The following is a 14826-nucleotide window of genomic DNA, read 5'->3' on the forward strand; positions in this document are numbered from 1 at the left end:
TCCTGTTTGAACTTTGGGATTGATTGTTCTTTTGAGGCCTGTTGTTATTTGTTGCAAAATCATACAGAAAATATCAGCAGACCCTAGTATAGTTAGGGTTTATTTCAAAAAATTAAACATCAAGGTTATATATATGTCGTTTAGAGAAGTATTCGACCGATTTATTGAAGAATACAAAATGCTTTCCAATAAAGATAACCAAGGTTTGCATACGTATTATGAGCCTGAATGGCTTTCTCCATGCTATCCGAACACGCTAGAAATTGATATCGATGAAGGCGATGAAGTAACATGGAGTCCATTCAAACGCGAATCTTCCGTAAATCTTAGCAATTTGGAAACAGCCCTTGAAATCGACATACCACAGTCTTTGCATGACTATTTTTGCCGATATTTTAGTCATGACATTAACGCAAGTGCAGAATATGGTGGGCTAACACTTATTCAAGCATGGAACGAGGCAGACTTTGATCGTTTGCAAAAAAACTTAATCGCACACGTATTGATGAAACGACGTTTAAAGCAAGACGACACGCTATTTATTGCGCTTACTGACGAAGATAGCTTTGTACTCTCTGTTTTGTTAAAGACGGGCGAAGTTGTGCTAGAAGAAGTAGGAAGAGCACCCACAAAAATTATTGCCCCAGATTTAAAACGTTTTATCCAATTGATAAAGCCTGCACCTGCTTTTGTATGTCTTTAAGTTCGGCTTGCAATAGCTGGTTGAATTTTTCAAGTTGCTCGATTCTCCGTTGCTGAGAATGCGCTAGTTGAGTTAATTGTTCCAAGTTAAATTTGGCTTGACTTGGTGAGGCCTCATCAACGTTCGCTACATCCACATTATTCTTAATATCGGTTTGTTGTTGGCTATTTGTATCACCCTCAATTTGTGATGCTTTAAATCTTTGAATACCCTTAATAATAAGTGCTAATGGCGTACCAGGAGCAGCTTTTGCTTTGACTAATGCTGTGGTAGGCGTTTTCCCCGAGTTTTTTAAGTGTTGGCAAATTTGCGTTACGTGTTCAATAGACATTGTTATACCCCAGTCATTGAATTGCGAATTGTGCTAATTATTAGCGTTATTCTTAAATAACTCGTTAAGTTAACACAAGATAAAAAGAAAAACATTTGTAAGTTGTTGTAAATATTATATTTGTCAAAACTGGCCCAATTATTGTTAGTCTAAAGTGGAATGAGCATTAACAATACATATTTAGAGGAAAAAATGAAAAAAAGTATATTAGTTGTGAGTCTTACCAGCGTTTTATTATTGTCTGGTTGTGTTATCTCAATTGACGATGATTATGATAGTGATAACAACGGCACTAGTTGGGCCGAATTAGAAGAAGAGAATCGTGAAAAAATAAGTCTATTAAGTGTAGGTGCATCTATTAATTCAGTTCGACGCTCAATGGGTACGCCTGACTTTGACGAATTGCTGGTTAAAAATGAGCAAGAGCATCGTATATTGTTTTATCGTACACAAAGAACAAAAGGTGACGGAACAACAACTAAAGACGAATGTACACCTATTATATTCTTAAATGGTGAGCTTATTGGTTTTGGTCAAACTGCCTTGGATGCAATTTAAAGTTAAAAAATTGTTACAAGTAATTTGTTTTCGTCTACAATCCTCATATTATTTTTATATGAGGACCTAACATGAGCTTGGCACAATACCAACCCGATGTGCATAATGTCAGCGCCGCATACTTAAGTGCAGATGATTTAAAAGTTGCGGCATCTATTTTATATAATGCGTATTTTGATGACCCATTGTTCGTCGATATTTTTAAGGCTGATAAAGAGGGTTACGAAGCGCGTTTAAGAAGTGCAATAAGAGAAGAAATAAACACTTATTGGGATGCTGAACAGCCTCTCATAGGCTTATTTGAAGATGGTCGTTTATTAGCCGTTACATGTTTAACCAAGCCGGATACAGCCTTTGGTGCAGGGAAATTTTGGCACTGGCGTTTAAAAATGATGCTAACTGCTGGATATTTTGGCACTAAACAAATGATCATGAAGGAAGAAAAGGTACGCGAAAAAATCCCTGCAGAAAACTATCACATGTTGTCGTTAATTGGTGTTCATCCTGATCATCAAGATATTGGTTTGGGACATGTATTAATGAGTGCCATACTTGGTTTATTACTTGAGGATGAAAGTTCAGAAGGCGTGGGTGTTTTAGTGACCCTACCAAAGTGTAATTCGTTTTTCAGAGATGGTGATTTTGAACTCATTGAAGAAATTACAGTTGGTAACATCACTGGCAGCGTGATGTTTCGTCCAAGAGACTAGCGTCTTTTGCTTCTTCCTAAATACCACACAAGCTTGTAAGACATTTCCTACAAGCTTGTGAGTAATATGGATAATTTCACATAGCTTTCATCTTTCTTTATTATAAAAGCACATAAAATTCAATTGTTTAGTATTATTCCTGCGATTTTTTCTCTGTGTTCATATTACTTTTTACTTAATTATTTTTACTGAAGCAGCAGAGTTTTGCGTATCATACACGTGTCTTAAGGAATTAGAGACACGGACAGATCAACGGACTGAGCTTTAAACGGAAGTAGCTAAGGATAGAATAAACGGACAGCTCCACAAACGGAGAACACAAACTAATATGGAACAGTTTGTAGTGCTTTTATAAGCACAGGGAAACAAGGACAATGGAAAGGGACCGGCACCGGATTGTGCTGCCTGCTTAGGAAGAGTGGGAGAAAAAGGAAAGGGGTGTAAAGGATTTTTCTGGATGAAATATTAGCTATGGATAGCTGAGAAGGATTCTCAAAATTCTCATAAAGGCAGACTCTATTCGGGTCTGCCTTTTTTCTTGGTATACAATTAACAGAGCTTAGTCGCTGTTGATTCTAAATGCAGGTAATTGAATACTAACCATGTGCTTTCCATGGCAGACAATTTCACCGATATACTCACTCTCGCCGTCGCTACTAAAATACAAAAAGTAAGTTAAATGCCAATCTAATTTTCCCTTATAAGCTTTAAAACGAGTGGACTTTCGAGCGATTGAAATGAATTGTAGATTTTCCTTTACGCAATATTGTTTAGCGACAGGGATAATGTATTCTGCAACTGCTCGCAATCGCCAGAATTGGTAAAACACTAAAGTGATTGTCATCAACAGCACTAAGCTAAATAAATCCATAGTAACTACGCTTTTAATTGGGTGTTAAATAAGTGGCCAATGGCATTAGCAACGGCATCACTACGCTTTTCATTTCTAATAAACCCCAGCATTGCAGTTCTAATAGATGGTATCTTGACTAGGTCAGCATATAAAGATTTAAATAGTTCAGCGCTCTCGTCGATGGTCGCTATTTTATGCATTAATGCAACTAAGAAATTATCATCCTCACACAACTGCCAAAATCTGCCGACAATAACCACACATGTATCTAAAGAAATATCATTATTATTAAGCACAATGTTTTTTACATATTTAATGCAACGATCGTTAGGTTGAAAGCTCATTGCACGTAAACATAATGTCGATAAAGTAACATCGTTTGAATTTTCATGATAAGCGATTAAGGCATTTAATAAACAATCTTCAACGATGTTGTTTTCTAGACTAGCAAACAAACAACTGAGAACGGGTGGCGCGAAATGCGGTAATTGTTGAGCTATTGATGCTTGTGTATTTTTGTCAGCAAAACAGATCAGATCGGCAATTTCTTGGACACTTAAAACTGACCAATCTTGAATCTTAGGCGCTTTAATGTATTGCAAGGCTTTTTCTGATGGTGTTGCGATTATGCCGATTGAGGCTCTTATTAAGGCATTGCAATCAGCTAACTGTTGTTGACTGGGAGTAAATACAAAAGGATTTTCAGGTAATTTAGCTTGCTTATCTTCATTGTGTTCTAGCTCTTTGCCCAAGGCCTGCACAATAATCTCTAAAAATTGGTCTCGACTCGCAGGTATTATTAAGCCTTGTTCGTCAAGTGGTAGTTTAACAAACCAAATATACCGTTCGTGACTTAATTTTTCATTCCAAAAAACAATACACAACCATACATGGTTTTGACGTGGAAAAGCACAAGCTTCTTGCTGATTTTCCCACTCAAAAAAGACTTGGTTGTCTATTTTGCGAATACCTCTACCCAGGTCAAAAACCAAGTATTGAGTTTGCGCTTGTAATAAAAATTCACTTAAGGTGCTAATCGCATTATCTGACATTTATTTCAGGTACGTGTTTGCAAAATATTGGGGTATTATAGCGCTCAATTTTCAACAAGACACCCTTTACTCAACTCTTTTAATAGGCACCTTAACACTCAATGCTAAAAATTATTTATCAAGATGATGATATTGTTGCAGTGCATAAGCCTTCGGGTATGTTGGTGCATAAAAGTAAAATTGACCGACATGAGACAGTATTTTTACTGCAAGTACTCAGAGACCAAATTGGACAATATGTGTATCCCATTCATCGCTTAGATAAACCTACGTCGGGTATCATTTTATTTGGCTTAAATCCTAAGATAGCAAAAGCACTGAGTCAGGCATTTGTCAGTAAGCAAATAGAAAAGAGTTATATCGCAGTGGTACGAGGTTTTGTCAACGACCAAATAATCGACTATCCACTCAAAGAAGTTTTGGACAAGATGACCGATGCAAAGGCACAAAAAGATAAAGCAGCACAAGATGCCATCACATCACTTGAAACATTGGCGTACCTTGAGTTTGATAGCCCATTGGGAAAGCACCAAACCGCGCGATTTAGCTTGGTCAAATTATTACCTAAAACAGGTCGTAAACATCAGTTACGCAGGCATATGGCACATATTCGGCACCCTATTATTGGTGACACTACTCATGGTGATGGCAAGCAAAATCGCTATGCTATTCAGCATTTGCAAATCAAGCGTTTAGCGTTGGTCGCAAAAGATATCAAGTTTAAACATCCAAATTCCGATACTTTATTAAACTTGGCGACAAACCTGGATGAAGATTTACGTTTTGTTTTATCTTTATTTAAGTATCAGCATTGAAATTTAGAAAAATTGCCATATACAATTGAGCGAAAAAGCAATATGTTCAATTTACACATTTATACAAGAGAGGCGTCATGAGTAGCATCAGTATTTTTGCAGGTTCAGTTTATGGTAACGCACAACATGTTGCTGAAGAAGTTCAAACAATGTTAGAGACAGAAGGTTACGAAAGTGAAGTGTTTACTGATCCTGAGACCTCTGACTTTGTGGACGCTCATGCTGTACTCGTAATAACTTCAACCACAGGACAAGGCGATATACCGCCAAATCTAGAACTTTTTTTTAGTGACCTACAAGACAGCTTCCCTCTAATGAACGGAAAGTCTTTTGCCGTAGCGGCCCTAGGTGACAGCAGTTATGGAGAAAGTTATTGCGGCGGAGGTAGGCAATTTTTTGAGTTGCTTAGCGAGTTGCAAGGTAAACCAATTGCCGAAATGTTTGAAGTAGACGCAATAGAAACACTATCACCAGAAGATGAAGTCGTACCTTGGGTTAAGTCAATTGCTGAAGCATTAAGCAGCTAACTCCTAATATTTATTTAATAACCATTCTTGTAGATATTACTCAACTCCGCTTTGATTAATAAATACATCAAACTTGCGCTTAAAATTATCCAGTAATAATGCGGGCATTTTCACTTTTTTAAACGAAGTTGCGTCAACCACTACATATGTGACTTTGGCTTGTGCAATCAGTTGATTGTGTTGAGTCACGCTATGCATATTAATTAAGAGTCTGAACGAAGTATTGCCTACATGTTCAATGCTGGTGATTAAATCAAGTACGTCGTCAAAAGTAGCAGAGCGCTTCCAATCTATGTGAAGGCTAACCACTTGATTGTCATACCCTAATGCTAGCAGGTTTTTAAAATCACCAATTAACGCTCGCATATATTCTGTAGCAGCAAGGTCAGCATAGTCTCCATAGCGGGCATTAAACACCACTTGTTGCGCATCACACTCAGCGTATCTGACGCGAATGCGAAGAGTGCAATAACCAACGTCGGACGCAAGCTGGTTCATATTGCGTGGTTCACCTCGGGTTGGTCTAACTTTAGTTTCAATTGCTTTCTAAATACAACTTGTTGTTCTTGGGTCAATGCATTGCCATCTTCATTGCTAACAATAAATACGTCTTCTGCGCGTTCGCCAATAGTAGATATTTTTGCCATTTTTAAGACAAACTTTAAATCAACAAATAGGTGGCCTATTTTTGCCAAGAGGCCTGGTGCATCAAGCGCTTCTAGTTCAATAAGAGTGCTTTCTGCTTGGCTAGAATAAAATCTGACTTTTGTAGGAACATCCAACTGTTTCATCCGACGAGACATCTTTCTCGAGTTTGAATGCGAACGACCTGGTTTGGTTAATTGTGCATGGATTGTTTTGACCAGAGTATTGATATGAGTTTGCGATTCAATGCGTTTTCCATCTTGGTCTAAAATTATCATACTGTCGAACACATAGCCCGACCGAGTGACCGAAATTTGCGCATCGTGTATGGAGCAATTCCGACTATCTAAGACAGATGCAATTTGCGCAAACAAAGCAGGTTTATCTTGACAGAAAATGAGTAATTCAGTGCCTGCTTTTGATGTGTCGTTTGAGGCACTTACTAGTATGTCTTTTTCGCTTAATTCACCAGCCTCTATTATACATTGAGTATGCCACGCAATTTGTTTGGGACTATATCGAGCAAAGTAATCCTGATTGAATTGCTCCCAAAATGGTAAATACTGACTTTCGTCGATATTTTTATCAGCAAGCAATTTTATCGTTTTGCTTTGATAATCTTTGATACGTTCATTCAAGGTCATTTGGCACTGCAAACCATTATCGAGTGCTTTACGCGTCAACTGGTATAATTCTCGTAATAAAGATGCTTTCCAATCATTCCACAGGCTGTCATTGGTGGCCCTTATGTCGGCAAGCGTAAGTGCATATAGTAAATCTAGCTGCTCGTGACTTTTTACTGTAGAAGCAAATTCTCGTACCACTTCAGGATCGTAAATATCACGTCTTTGTGCAACCACCGACATTAACAAATGGTGTTTTACTAACCATGCAATAATATCGACATCTTTGTTATCCAAATCATGATCTACACAGAATACTCTTACGTCTTTTTCACCTAACACTGAATGATCACCACCCCTACCTTTAGCAATGTCATGAAAAATAGCAGTCAAAAACAGTATTTCAGGCTTATCTGCGTTATTCACAATTTTATTGCAGCGTGGAAATTCTTCAGCTTTGGTATAGTAGCTTCGTACGTGTTTGACAAGACGATGGGTATGCTCATCTACGGTATAGGCGTGGAATAAGTCAAACTGCATCATTCCGACAATTTTATCCCACTCAGGCAAGTACGATTGTAAAATTCCATGCTTATGCATGACATCCCATGCAAGATCAAAAAAGTCTGGATTAGAGACCAACTTAATAAAATAAACTCTGCATTCAGGAATTTGGTGGTAGTAAGCGGATTGAAACTCTCGTCTTGCGTTGCGGAGCAAACGAATACAATTTGCGTCTAAGCCCTCGATGTCTTTGTGTTGTGAAAGCAAGTCTAAAAACTCGAGTATAAGCATGGGAGACGCAAAGCATTCTTCGGATGTGGGAGATATCAGGCCATCTTCTACACAAAAGTTTGCATTTAGTTCGCGACGTCTTTTGACTTTCAAATTAAGAATATCTTGTTTAAAGCGAAGCATTAACATGCTATTTAATTCACTTACTCGTCGAACAATTCTAAACAAGTGTTTCATCATTTTTTCGACGCCGGCTTTACCATTCCCAAAGCCTAGAAGTTCTGCAACATCCGTTTGAAAATCAAACAATAATCGATTTTCACTCCTTTTTGCCACTAGGTGAAGTGCAAATCTAATTTGCCACAAGTTTGATCGGCACTCGATCAATTCGGCATGTTCTAGCTCTGTAAAATAGCCATGCCCGATCAAGGTCATACCGTCGTATTCATTAAAATGTTGCTTAGCAACCCATCCAATATTTTGGATGTCTCTTAAACATCCGGGATTTTCCTTGATATTTGGTTCAAGGTTATAAGATGTATCATTGAATTTCTTATGGCGTGCTTTTTGTTCTTCCAACTTCGCTAAGAAGAAGTTTTTGCTGGACCAAATTCGATGACTGGTGAGTTTTGATGAAAGTTTGGTGAAGGTTTTATCACAACCAATGAGTAAACGGGCCTCAACTAGGTTAGTTGCAATTGTTATATCATCTTTGGCCAATGCTAAAGTGTCTTTAACAGTGCGCACAGATTGACCAATTTCTAGTTTGATATCCCATAAAAAAGTAATAAAACTAGATATACGTTCTTGAACGTCGGGCTTTAATGTTTTGTCGCTAAGGATTAACAAGTCAATATCGGAATATGGTTGCATTTGTCCTCTACCATATCCCCCTACTGCGACAAGGCTTAACCCTTTTACATTCTCTAAATTTTGTAAACACCATGCTTTTCTTAGCAAAATATCAGTAAATTCAGCTCGCTTAACCACAAGTTCATCAACATGCACGCTATTAAAGTTTTGTTTTAACCAGCTTAGATTATCACTTACGCAAGAACGAAAAGCGCCTATATCTCCTATCGATTCAATTTCTTGTATGTTAGCTAGTATTGTCTCTAAATTGACCAATCTAATATTCCTATGTGTTTACAAGCCAAATGTGCCCGGTTTTGTTGAAAATACCATATTGGCGAAATTGCAGCCAAGCGTCAGCCTAGTTGCTTAAGACTACGAAAAAGACTTAGCGATGCTTTCTTCTTCTCTGTGAGTCAGAATATCGACACCTGTTTCGGTAACTAGTAATGTGTGTTCCCATTGGGCACTTAAACTTCTGTCTTTAGTCACAACTGTCCATTGATCAGGCAATATTTTTGAGAAACGTTTACCAGCGTTTATCATTGGTTCGATGGTAAAACACATGCCTGGTAGCAATTCATCGCCTGTATTTGGACGACCATAATGCACTACTTGTGGGTCTTCATGAAAAACTGCACCAATGCCATGTCCACAGTATTCATGCACTACCGAGTAATTATGTTTATGTGCATGAGTTTCGATAACGTGGCCAATATCACCCAATTTTGCACCAGGTTTAACTAGCGCGATGGCTTTGTAAAGGCACTCTTGTGTGACTCTAATCAAACGCTCAGCTAAAATACTGGGTTTGCCAACCACAAACATTTTGGAGGTGTCACCGTGATATCCATCTTTTATCACCGTAACATCGATATTGACGATATCGCCATCTTTCAGCTTTTTATCGCTGGGAATACCATGGCAAATCACGTGATTGACTGACGTGCAAATGGATTTAGGAAAAGGAGGGCGGCCATAATTAAGTGGAGCAGGAATACAAGCTTGCTCGTTTACAATGTAATCATGGCAAATTTGATTGAGTTGTTCGGTTGTAACACCCTTAACCACGTGCTCACCAATCATGTTGAGTACGTCAGCAGCCAGTTTGCCTGCTACTCTCATCTTTTCAATTTCTGCTGCTGTTTTTATGGTTGCTGCCAAAACGTTTCCTTCTTACTCACGACCATTATTAATAATGGCATATATGTTTGCCTTGATACATTGATCGCGTTAATTGCAAATTGCTTGCATTATATCACAAGAGCAAACGATGGGAATGACATAAGCGTAAAAGGATAATTGGCAAACCCTATCATCGGAAAATAGCAAGATACAAGCGATAAAACTTGCTTACTAAGCACCGGCATGGTATAAAGCGCCCGCAATTCTGATATTGCACAAATGCACCATACAAAACACAGTATTTGCAGGTGTAAAATTCACACATATTTCGACACTGATTCCGGGGTGTCTAGCGGTTAAACAATCGCAGGATCGGGATTAGGGAAATATGGAGGCATAACCCCTACAATTAGGAAAATACAATGGCAAACGTTTCAATGCGTGACATGCTACACGCCGGTGTCCACTTTGGTCACCAAACTCGTTACTGGAACCCTAAAATGGCACAGTTCATTTTTGGCGCACGTAACAAAGTTCATATCATCAATTTAGAAAAAACAGTTCCTTTATTCAACGATGCACTAGGTTTCCTTTCAAGCGTTTCTGCGCGCAAAGGCAAAGTGTTATTTGTTGGGACAAAAAGAGCAGCTGGCGAAGCAGTTAAAGAAGCAGCCCTTAAATGTGGTCAGTATTATGTTAATAAACGCTGGTTAGGCGGCATGTTGACTAACTGGAAAACGGTTAGACAATCTATCAACCGTTTGAAAGAGTTAGAATCTCAAGCCAAAGACGGTACTTTCGAAAAATTAACTAAGAAAGAAGTGTTGTTGCTAGAGCGTGAAATGACCAAGCTAGAAAACAGCTTAGGTGGAATAAAAAACATGGGTGGTTTGCCCGATGTTATTTTTGTAATAGATGCTGATCACGAGCACATTGCAATTACCGAAGCTAAGAACTTAGGTATCCCAGTGGTGGGTGTTGTTGATACTAACTCTAACCCTGATGGTGTTGATTATATTATCCCAGGCAATGATGATGCGATTAGAGCAGTTCAGCTTTATACAAATGCTGCTGCAGACGCTATCATGCAAGGTCGCAATCAAGATGCTCCTGTAGCAAACGACGAATTTGTTGAAGACGGCGAATAATTAGCAAACAAATATTTTGATAAAAGGGGACAGTAGTCTCCTTTTTTGAACAAGACTAAATAAATTTTGAGGTAATGAAAATGGCAGTGACAGCAGCACTGGTAAAAGAACTACGCGAGCGCACTGGCGCTGGCATGCTTGATTGTAAAAAAGCCCTAGTAGAAACAGATGGCGACGTTGAGCAAGCAATAGAAAACATGAGAAAGTCAGGTCAAGCTAAAGCCGCTAAAAAAGCAGGTCGAATTGCCGCTGAAGGCGTTATATTGACTAATATTACTGGCAATAAAGCAACGATGCTGGAATTAAACTGTGAGACGGACTTTGTTGCTCGTGACGCAGGCTTTTTAGCGTTTGGCGACAAGCTAGTAACACTTGCGTCTGCTAATGGAATTAGCAGTGTTGAAGCATTAAATGAAGCTGAATTAGACGGCGTTGTTGTTTCAACAGCACGTGATAATTTAGTGGCTAAGATTGGCGAAAATATTTCTCCTCGTCGTGTTATTAATGTTGAAGGCGACAACCTTGGTGCCTATGTGCACGGCGGCCGCATTGGTGTTATTGCAATCCTTAATGGTGGTGACGAAGACTTGGCCAAAGATATTGCTATGCATGTTGCTGCAGCAAATCCACAGTTTGTAAAACCAAGTGATGTGCCAGCAGAAGTTGTAGAAAAAGAGAAAGAGATTCAAGTCGAAATTGCCATGAAAGAAGGTAAGCCTGCTGAAATCGCAGAGAAAATGGTACTCGGCCGAATGAAGAAATTTACAGGCGAAATAAGTCTTACAGGTCAACCTTTCATTAAAGAACCAAAAACAAGTGTGGGTGATTTATTAAAAGCTAAAGGTGCTGATGTTGTCAATTTTGTGCGTTTTGAAGTGGGTGAAGGCATTGAAAAGAAAACAGAAGATTTTGCGGCTGAAGTAGCGGCTCAGATGGAAGCAGCAAAACAATAAATATTGATGACATGTTTAACTTTTGTAAAAGATACTTTTGCAATCATACATGTTCATATAAACTATTGAGCACCTCAAACGAGGTGCTTTTTTATAAGCGAAGAACGACTTATTTAAGCTTGCTGTTCTTAGTTGCTAGAGAACATAATTTGAATTCAACGATAGGATAAACCCCCAAAATGAGTGTGACACCTAAACCTGCATATCGACGTTTATTACTGAAGTTAAGTGGCGAAGCCTTAATGGGTGAAGAAAGTTTTGGTATTGATGCCAAGTTTCTTGATCACATGGCGCAAGAAATAAAAGAACTTGTTGAATTGGGCATTGAAGTTGGCTTAGTAATTGGTGGCGGTAATTTGTTCAGAGGCGAAGGCCTGGCAAAAGCGGGCATGAATAGAGTTGTGGGTGACCACATGGGTATGCTCGCTACTGTTATGAATGGTTTAGCAATGCGTGACGCCTTGCATCGTGCATTTGTAAATGCGCGTTTAATGTCTGCTATCCCACTTAATGGTGTGTGTGATTCGTACAACTGGGCTGACGCAAGTAGCATGCTAAAGTCAGGTAAAGTAGTAATATTTGCAGCGGGAACAGGGAATCCATTTTTCACTACCGATTCGGCGGCATGTTTACGTGGAATAGAAATCGAAGCGGATGTTGTGTTAAAAGCAACTAAAGTCGACGGTGTTTACGATAGCGATCCGGAAAAAAATCCTGATGCTGTTTTATACAAACAATTGACTTACCAAGAAGTACTCGAAAAAGAATTAAAAGTCATGGACTTAGCCGCATTCACATTAGCCCGAGACCATAGTATTCCAATTAGAGTGTTTAACATGAATAAAGCAGGTACACTTAAACGCGTTGTTTTGGGTGAATCTGACGGCACATTAATATGTCATGCAGGACAATCCGCAGATAAGCAAGAAGCCGAATAATAATAAAATAAATCAAGGATTAATTATGATTGATGAAATTGAATTAGACGCCAGCGAGCGCATGGAGAAAAGCATATCAGCTTTGCGCAGTCAACTAGCTAAAATAAGGACTGGACGCGCACACCCTAGTTTACTAGACAGTATTATGGTGTCTTATTATGGCGCTGATACACCGCTTAAACAGCTTGCGAATATCGTCGCAGAAGACAGCCGAACGCTTGCTTTGTCTGTATTTGACAAAAGCGCTATTCAGGCTGTCGAAAAAGCTATTATGCAATCGGATTTGGGACTTAACCCAATGAGTGCTGGGGCGGCCATTCGTATTCCTTTACCTCCGCTAACTGAAGAACGTCGCAAAGATTTAATTAAAGTCGTTCGTGCAGAAGCAGAACAAGGACGCGTAGCAGTGCGTAATATTCGTCGTGATGCCAATAGCGATATAAAAGAACTTTTAAAAGAAAAGGAAGTGAGTGAAGATCAAAGTCGCGCGGGTGAAGAGAATATTCAAACCCTGACCAATGATTTCATTAAAGTGATTGATGCTATGCTTGTCGACAAAGAAAAAGAATTAATGGAAGTCTAGGATTTTGGCGCTAAGCAATAATCACCGCAACAAGCACCGTGACAATCATTCTCAGGATGAAAATCCTGAGCTTGATAATATTCCACATCACGTGGGTATTATTATGGATGGTAACGGTCGTTGGGCACAACAAAGGGGTAAGCTCCGCACATTTGGGCATAAATCTGCACTTGACGCTGTGCGTTCTGCAGTTTCAACAGCCCGCAAGTTAGGGGTCGAGTCGCTCACTTTGTTTGCTTTTAGTAGTGAGAATTGGCAGCGTCCAATTGAAGAAGTGAATGTGTTAATGCAGTTGTTTAGTTTTGTGCTGAAATCAGAAGTTAAAAAACTGCATAAAAATGATATTAAATTGAAGGTTATAGGCGACGTTTCAGCCTTTGATACTAAATTACGTAACAAAATTGTTGATGCTGAAAGCTTGACTGAAAACAATAAATCCCTCACCCTCAACGTGGCGGCAAATTATGGCGGACGATGGGATATCTTACAGGCAACGAAATCGGTTGCAGGAAAGGTGAAATCGGGTGAACTTGGGCTAGATGAAATTAATGAGAAAGTAATTGATGCTCATATCAGTACAGCTGGCTTGCCCGAACTCGATTTATTGATCAGAACGGGTGGCGACCATCGAGTGAGTAATTTTTTATTATGGCAATGCGCCTATGCTGAATTTTATTTTACAGACGTTTTGTGGCCTGATTTCGACGAAGACGTGTTTACATTAGCGATAAAAGACTTCTCAAATCGACAACGTCGTTTTGGCCAAACGGGTGCACAAATTATGTCAAAAGATTCTCATGATTAGTTCTCTTACTCAACGTGTATTAACTGCTGTTGTTTTAGCTCCCATAGCGATCGCAGCCATTTTATTTTTACCTGCAGAACAATTTAGGTATTTTGTTGCCGCAGTTATACTGCTTGGGGCATATGAATGGGCGAATATGTCGGGGATATCCGGACGATTATTTAAAGGTTGGTTTACACTTTTTATCGCAGTTTTAATTGCCATTTTAATTGTACTTGTCGACACAGAGAGCATTTGGCTACAGGGCGAAGAGCTCAACGGCATTTACTTCTTTATTTTGCAAATTTCTGTGCTGTGGTGGTTGTTTTCATTATTTATGATTATTGCCTATCCTAAATACAGTCATTTTTGGAAAAATAGCCGCAGTATACGAGCTTGCTTTGGCGTGTTAACGTTAATCCCAACATGGGTAGCGTTGGTTACTTTAAGAACGAGTCTTGTAGAAGTCGATTACTATGGCGCTAGTCTCCTATTTTACGTGCTTGGAATTGTATGGGCCGCTGATATTGGTGCATTTTTTGTAGGCGTTAAGTTTGGTAAACATAAGCTGCGACCCAATGTTTCGCCAGGTAAAACCTTAGAAGGTTTGTTTGGTGGGGTAATGGCGTCATTTGCTATTATAGCGTTTGCTGCTTTGCACTTTTCGACAGATCCTTCTTTAATTTGGCTTCATTTACTTATTGGTGGCATAACCGTTGGGGTCTCTGCTTTGGGCGACCTAAATGAAAGTATGATTAAACGATGCGCAGGCATTAAAGATAGTGGTAAAATCTTACCCGGTCACGGTGGTGTCATGGATAGGATTGATAGTCTTACAGCCGCTTTTCCTGTGTTTGCTTTTTGTTACGTAGTTTGGATGGCATAAGTAAT

Annotated in this window: 17 protein-coding genes; 11 read left to right on the top strand and 6 right to left on the bottom strand. The window is 39.1% G+C overall.

Annotated features, from left to right (window positions below):
- Positions 1-133: 133 nt before the first annotated feature.
- On the top strand, positions 134-703 hold the full coding sequence (gene syd / locus RM552_RS02355) for a SecY-interacting protein (protein WP_311367188.1): 570 nt from the start codon (positions 134-136) through the stop codon (positions 701-703).
- Here the strand turns inward: syd and RM552_RS02360 are convergent.
- Complete coding sequence (locus RM552_RS02360; protein WP_311367189.1) at positions 660-1034, bottom strand: hypothetical protein; 375 nt, start codon at positions 1032-1034, stop codon at positions 660-662. The two genes, syd and RM552_RS02360, sit on opposite strands and share 44 nt — an antisense overlap.
- 192 nt (positions 1035-1226) lie before the next feature.
- On the opposite strand from RM552_RS02360, the gene RM552_RS02365 reads away from it, so the two are divergent.
- Both RM552_RS02365 and RM552_RS02370 read left to right on the top strand, forming a co-directional pair.
- On the top strand, positions 1227-1592 hold the full coding sequence (locus tag RM552_RS02365; RefSeq protein WP_311367190.1) for a DUF3192 domain-containing protein: 366 nt from the start codon (positions 1227-1229) through the stop codon (positions 1590-1592).
- A gap of 71 nt (positions 1593-1663) precedes the next feature.
- Positions 1664-2302 carry a GNAT family N-acetyltransferase gene (locus RM552_RS02370; RefSeq protein WP_311367191.1) on the top strand — a complete coding sequence of 213 codons (639 nt, stop codon included), beginning with the start codon at positions 1664-1666 and terminating at the stop codon, positions 2300-2302.
- A 559-nt stretch (positions 2303-2861) separates the two neighbouring features.
- Here RM552_RS02370 and RM552_RS02375 read toward each other — a convergent pair.
- Together RM552_RS02375 and RM552_RS02380 are read right to left on the bottom strand one after the other, a co-directional pair.
- On the bottom strand, positions 2862-3173 hold the full coding sequence (locus RM552_RS02375; protein ID WP_311367192.1) for a DUF3301 domain-containing protein: 312 nt from the start codon (positions 3171-3173) through the stop codon (positions 2862-2864).
- Between the two features lie 5 nt (positions 3174-3178).
- Positions 3179-4207, bottom strand: coding sequence for a DUF3549 family protein (locus RM552_RS02380; RefSeq protein ID WP_311367193.1), 1029 nt, complete (start codon positions 4205-4207; stop codon positions 3179-3181).
- Positions 4208-4308: 101 nt separating this feature from the next.
- Between RM552_RS02380 and truC the strand changes: the two genes are divergently transcribed.
- Together truC and RM552_RS02390 are read left to right on the top strand one after the other, a co-directional pair.
- The gene (gene truC / locus RM552_RS02385) at positions 4309-5022 is read left to right on the top strand and encodes a tRNA pseudouridine(65) synthase TruC (protein ID WP_311367194.1); all 714 of its coding nucleotides are present in this window, start codon (positions 4309-4311) and stop codon (positions 5020-5022) included.
- A gap of 77 nt (positions 5023-5099) precedes the next feature.
- Positions 5100-5549 (top strand): flavodoxin, encoded by a 450-nt coding sequence (locus RM552_RS02390; protein ID WP_311367195.1) that lies wholly within the window; start codon positions 5100-5102, stop codon positions 5547-5549.
- Positions 5550-5585: 36 nt separating this feature from the next.
- Here the strand turns inward: RM552_RS02390 and RM552_RS02395 are convergent, their stop codons facing one another.
- The 3 genes from RM552_RS02395 to map form a co-directional block, all read right to left on the bottom strand.
- Positions 5586-6047 carry an acyl-CoA thioesterase gene (locus RM552_RS02395; RefSeq protein WP_311367196.1) on the bottom strand — a complete coding sequence of 154 codons (462 nt, stop codon included), beginning with the start codon at positions 6045-6047 and terminating at the stop codon, positions 5586-5588.
- Positions 6044-8680: a [protein-PII] uridylyltransferase gene (gene glnD, locus RM552_RS02400; RefSeq protein WP_311367197.1), complete on the bottom strand. Its 2637-nt coding sequence runs from the start codon at positions 8678-8680 to the stop codon at positions 6044-6046. The genes RM552_RS02395 and glnD overlap by 4 nt, the downstream gene beginning before the upstream one ends.
- A gap of 99 nt (positions 8681-8779) precedes the next feature.
- A complete protein-coding gene (gene map / locus RM552_RS02405; protein ID WP_311367198.1) occupies positions 8780-9568 on the bottom strand; it encodes a type I methionyl aminopeptidase in 789 nt (262 codons plus the stop codon).
- Between the two features lie 383 nt (positions 9569-9951).
- Between map and rpsB the strand changes: the two genes are divergently transcribed.
- From rpsB to RM552_RS02435, 6 genes are all read left to right on the top strand, one after another.
- Complete coding sequence (rpsB, locus tag RM552_RS02410) at positions 9952-10677, top strand: 30S ribosomal protein S2 (RefSeq protein WP_311367199.1); 726 nt, start codon at positions 9952-9954, stop codon at positions 10675-10677.
- A gap of 80 nt (positions 10678-10757) precedes the next feature.
- On the top strand, positions 10758-11630 hold the full coding sequence (gene tsf / locus RM552_RS02415; RefSeq protein ID WP_311367200.1) for a translation elongation factor Ts: 873 nt from the start codon (positions 10758-10760) through the stop codon (positions 11628-11630).
- Positions 11631-11809: 179 nt separating this feature from the next.
- Positions 11810-12568 carry a UMP kinase gene (pyrH, locus tag RM552_RS02420; RefSeq protein WP_311367201.1) on the top strand — a complete coding sequence of 253 codons (759 nt, stop codon included), beginning with the start codon at positions 11810-11812 and terminating at the stop codon, positions 12566-12568.
- A gap of 25 nt (positions 12569-12593) precedes the next feature.
- The gene (frr, locus tag RM552_RS02425; protein ID WP_311367202.1) at positions 12594-13151 is read left to right on the top strand and encodes a ribosome recycling factor; all 558 of its coding nucleotides are present in this window, start codon (positions 12594-12596) and stop codon (positions 13149-13151) included.
- A gap of 79 nt (positions 13152-13230) precedes the next feature.
- Positions 13231-13956, top strand: coding sequence for a polyprenyl diphosphate synthase (gene uppS / locus RM552_RS02430; RefSeq protein ID WP_432277189.1), 726 nt, complete (start codon positions 13231-13233; stop codon positions 13954-13956).
- Positions 13949-14821 carry a phosphatidate cytidylyltransferase gene (locus RM552_RS02435; protein ID WP_311367204.1) on the top strand — a complete coding sequence of 291 codons (873 nt, stop codon included), beginning with the start codon at positions 13949-13951 and terminating at the stop codon, positions 14819-14821. The genes uppS and RM552_RS02435 overlap by 8 nt, the downstream gene beginning before the upstream one ends.
- Positions 14822-14826: the final 5 nt, after the last annotated feature.

The sequence above is a fragment of the Glaciecola petra genome (assembly GCF_031846345.1).
GTDB lineage: Bacteria > Pseudomonadota > Gammaproteobacteria > Enterobacterales > Alteromonadaceae > Glaciecola > Glaciecola petra.